Origin of the sequence: Streptomyces sp. (assembly GCF_036566765.1) — a bacterium.
In the GTDB taxonomy this organism is placed as follows: domain Bacteria; phylum Actinomycetota; class Actinomycetes; order Streptomycetales; family Streptomycetaceae; genus Streptomyces.
In genome coordinates this window covers 1-4,670 of the sequence record NZ_DATCVQ010000077.1, presented here as the reverse complement: position 1 = coordinate 4,670, position 4,670 = coordinate 1, and the positions used below count along the sequence as shown (strand labels likewise).

The 4,670-nt window shown below is 72.0% G+C and carries 3 protein-coding genes; all 3 read right to left on the bottom strand.

Going from position 1 to position 4,670, the window contains the following annotated elements; genetic code table 11:
- Positions 1-1,665: delta-60 repeat-containing protein (locus VIU94_RS04585; protein ID WP_331907803.1), on the bottom strand; the 1,665-nt coding region annotated here is incomplete at its 3' end.
- 143 nt (positions 1,666-1,808) lie between these two features.
- On the bottom strand, positions 1,809-3,551 hold the full coding sequence (locus VIU94_RS04580; protein WP_331907801.1) for a pyruvate dehydrogenase: 1,743 nt from the start codon (positions 3,549-3,551) through the stop codon (positions 1,809-1,811).
- Between the two features lie 73 nt (positions 3,552-3,624).
- The coding region (locus tag VIU94_RS04575; RefSeq protein WP_331907799.1) for a protein phosphatase 2C domain-containing protein at positions 3,625-4,670 on the bottom strand (1,046 nt) is incomplete at its 5' end.

The window sequence follows — 4,670 nt, the reverse complement described above, 5'->3', positions numbered from 1 at the left end:
GGTGCCGACGATGGTGCAGCCGCGGGCGTTGTTGACGGTGGTGGCGGCGTTGGCGTTGTTGTTGGCGGGTACGGGGTCGTCCTCGACGGCGGCGGTGGCGACCCAGTCGGTGAGGGTGCCGGTGGCTCGCGGTTCGGCGACGACGGTGACGGTGGCGGAGGCGCCGGGTGCGATGTCGCCGAACCGGCAGGTCATCGTCGTCGGGTTGACCGTGCACGGCCCGCCCTGGCTGGGCGTGGCCGACAGGATCGTGCCGGAGCCGCCGGTGAGGGTGTCGGAGATGGAGACGGCGGTGGCCGTGTTCGTGGTGCTGTTGTTGGTCACCCGGATCGTGTACGTGGCCTGGTCGCCGAGGCTGACGGTGGCGGGGCCGGTCTTGGTCACGGACACGTCGACGGTGGGCGGCGGCGGGGGAGGTTCGATGCCTCCGCCGCCCAGATAGCGGGCCACGACGTTCTCGAAGATGCTGCTGCCGGAGACGACGATCCTGCCGTCGGACTGCAGAGCCACGGCTTGCGCGGTGAACGACAAGTCGGTGGTCACGCGGCCGTCACCGCCGAAGTCGGGATCCAGGCTGCCACCGGTGTTGTAGCGCGCCAGCGCGAAATCCCCGTTGAAGTAGCCGACGGCGACGATCCGGCCGTCCGACTGGAGCGCCACATCCGTGAGCCCTCCGGTCTGCGGCCCGAAGGAGGTGGTCAGGCTGCCGTCGCCGTCGAAGGTGGGGTCCGGCGCACCGGTGGCGGTGAGCCGCGCCACCGCGAAGGTGCTGCCGACGACGTTCCCGCCGACGACGATCCGGCCGTCCGGCTGCAGGGCGACGGCCGTGGCGCCGGTGGAGACGCTCGCCCTGCCGTCACCGCTGAAGCCGGTGTCCAGGCTGCCGTCCACGTTGTAGCGGACCACCTGGCCACCGGAACCGTTTCCTGCGGCCACGATCCTGCCGTCGGTCTGCAGAGCCAGGCCGGTAACCCCCACGCCCGTGCCCTCGAACGCGGTGGTCACCGTGCCGTCACCGTCGAAGGTGGTGTCGAGGGCGCCGTCCGCGTTGTAGCGGGCCAGGGTGAATCCGCCGTCGCTGGACCCGCCGACGACGATCCTGTCGTCGTCCTGCACGACCACCGCTTCGGCACTCGCGTTCCCGGAGGGGTCGTTGAAGGCCGTGAACACCATTCCGCCGGTGCCGAATCCGGTGTCGAGCGTGCCGTCGGCGTTGTAGCGAACCACCGCGAACATGTACCTGCCGAAGCTCCGGAAGCTGCTCCCCACCGCGACGATCTTGCCGTCGTCCTGCAGCGCGAGGGCCGTGCCCGTGTCCTCGTAGAAGCCACCGAGATCGGTGAGGACGATGCCGTCGCCCTCGCCGAACTCGGTGTCCGGGCTGCCGTCGGCGTTGTAACGCATCACCAGGAAGTCCATGGGCTCTTCCGGGAAGGTGTTCGCGGAGCCCAGTGTCACGATCTTGCCGTCGGGCTGGACGACCACGTCGCCGTTGTTCTCTGCATACCCGGGGTCCGTGACGACCGTGCCGTCGTCGCTGAACGTGGGATCCAGATCGCCGGGGGCGGCCGTCGCCACTCCGGGCAGGCTCAGGACGAGCGCCAGGGCCATTGCGACCAGCGCGCCGAAGCGCCCCGCCTGGCGCCGTCGGGAATGAAGGGGCATGCGCGACCACTCCGTCTATGGGGATCCTCGGGCCCCACAGCTTTCTGGCGCGCCCGCTCCCGCCCCGCGGCGACCGGCCGAGTGCGCCCCACTGGACGCCGGGTTCCACTCTCCGGAGTGAGAGGGGCCCACCCGGTCGGCGGCTACGGCCGGGGCACGTTGCGCAGGTTGGAGCGGGCGATCTGGAGCATCCGGCCGACCCCGCCGTCCAGCACGATCTTGCTTGCGGAGAGCGCGAAACCGGACACCATCTCGGCGCTGATCTTCGGCGGGATGGAGAGCGCATTGGGGTCGGTGACGACGTCCACGAGGGCCGGACCGCGGTGCCGGAAGGCGTCCTTCAGCGCTCCCGCGAGCTGTTTGGGCTTCTCCACGCGGACGCCGTAGGCCCCGCAGGCGCGGGCGACGGCCGCGAAGTCGGGGTTCTGGTTCGTAGTTCCGTACGAAGGCAGCCCGGAGACCAGCATCTCCAACTCGACCATGCCGAGCGAGGAGTTGTTGAACAGCACTACCTTCACCGGCAGTTCGTATTGGACGAGAGTGAGGAAGTCGCCCATCAGCATGGAGAATCCGCCGTCGCCGGACATCGACACGACCTGCCGCCGGGGGTCGGTGAACTGCGCGCCGATGGCCTGGGGCAGGGCGTTCGCCATCGAGCCGTGGCTGAACGAGCCGATGATCCGGCGGCGTCCGTTCGGCGACACGTAGCGCGCCGCCCAGACGTTGCACATGCCGGTGTCGACCGTGAACACGGCATCGTCGTCGGCGAGTTCGTCGAGGACGGCGGCGACGTACTCGGGGTGGATCGGGCGGTGCCGCTCGACCTTGCGGGTGTACGCCCTGACCACGCCTTCGAGCGCGTCGGCGTGCTTCTTCAGCATCTTGTCGAGGAAGCGCCGGTCGGTCTTGGCCCGTACCCGCGGGATCAGACAGCGCAACGTCTCGCGGACGTCGCCCCACACGGCGAGGTCGAGCTTGGAGCGCCGGCCGAGGTGTTCGGGCCGCACGTCCACCTGGACGATCTTCACGTCGTCGGGCAGGAACTTGTTGTACGGGAAGTCGGTGCCGAGCAGGATCAGCAGATCGCACTCGTGGGTGGCCTCGTAGGCGGCGCCGTAGCCGAGCAGTCCGCTCATGCCGACGTCGAACGGGTTGTCGTACTGGATCCACTCCTTGCCGCGCAGGGCGTGCCCGACCGGCGACTTGATCCGCTCGGCGAACTGCATGACCTCGGCATGCGCGCCGGCGGTGCCGCTGCCGCAGAACAAGGTCACCCGATCGGCCGCGTCGACGAGCCGGACCAGCGCGTCGATCTCGGCGTCGCCCGGGCGGACGGTCGGCCGGGTGGTGACGAGCGCGGCCTCGCCCGACTGCTCGGGGGCCTGCTGGGAGGCGATGTCGCCGGGCAGCGCAACGACGCCGACGCCGCCCTGGCCTACGGCGTGCTGGATGGCCGTGTGGAGCAGGCGGGGCATCTGACGCGGGTTGGAGATCAGCTCGCTGTAGTGGCTGCACTCGCGGAACAGCTGGTCGGGATGGGTCTCCTGGAAGTAGCTCAGGCCGATCTCGCTGGACGGGATGTGCGAGGCGAGCGCGAGCACCGGGGCCATGGAGCGGTGGGCGTCGTAGAGGCCGTTGACGAGGTGCAGGTTGCCGGGGCCGCAGGAGCCGGCGCAGGCGGCGAGCTTGCCGGTGATCTGCGCCTCGGCCCCGGCGGCGAAGGCGGCGGTCTCCTCGTGGCGGACCTGGATCCAGTCGATGCCGGAGTGCCGGCGGACCGCGTCGACGACCGGGTTCAGGCTGTCGCCGACCACCCCGTACAGCCGCTGGACACCGGCCCGCACGAGGATGTCGACGAACTGTTCTGCGACGTTCTGTCTGGCCATGGGTCCATCAACCCACGAGCGGCGCGGTCCCGCCTCGACGAGCCGTTCGAACGGGGGAATCGTCAGCCACCCCCTAGGCCTCCCAGACGGCGACGCCGGTGCGGTCGTCCGCGTACCCCTTCACCCGCAGCTGGGTGTCGGCGAGGAAGGCGGCGAGGCCGGGCGGCTCCTCGTCGGCCCAGCGGGCGGCGAGCTCCGCGGCGAGGGCGGGCTCGCCGCGCAGCGGGTCGGCGAGGCCGTTGGAGGCGAGCAGCAGGGTGTCACCGGGCCGGGCCACCGAGGCGCGGAACCGAAACGGTTCGGCGGGCGGCGGGAGGGGGTCCTCGACGAACGGGCCGGGAGCGGTGGCGATGCCGAGGCTCATGGTGAGCCCCTCGCCGTCGTACTCGTTCGGCTCGCCGGCCGGCGGCGAGCCGAAGCCGACGACCGGCGCGCCGGTCATGGCGGCGGGCTCGGGGACCAGCGGCTCTATGTCGTGCCACGCGCCGTCCCGGAGCCGGAACAGGCCGCCGCGGCCGATGCCGAAGAAGACCCGGGTGCGGCAGGCGGGGTCGGCGGAGAGCAGCAGGCAGCGCAGGGTGGCGGTGTACTCCTCGGGGTCCACGCCGCGTTCCGCCGCGCGGTTGCGCAGCCGGCCGTACGTGCGGTCGGTGAGCCGGTGCAGCCCCGACTTGAGGTCGCCGCGCCGGCCGGCCCGGATGTCCTCGGAGAGCCGGGCGTGGCTGCGGCCGACGGCCTCGCCGATCCAGCGGCAGGCGTCGGCGGCGGCGAGATGGGCGTCCTCGGCGGCGCGGGCGCCGCTGGCAACGGCGACCAGGACGAGGGCGGCCTCGTCGTGGCCGAACCGGGCGGTGAGCAGGGCGTCGCGCCGCGGCTCGCCGCGATAGCGGGCGGAGTCGCCGCGGACGGAGGCGGCGCGCAGGGTGCAGGCGCCGTAGCGGGCGCCGTCGAGGACGGTGTCGGAGACGAGTTCGGCCAGTTCGCCCGGGCGCGCGGCGGGCAGGGCGGTCGGCTCCGGCTCGTAGGTGGGCGGCCGGTCGCCGATGTGGCCGGTACGGGGGCGCGGGACCGCGGCGGGCGACGGCTCGGTCTCGAGGCCGTCCTCGGCCGGGCCTGCGG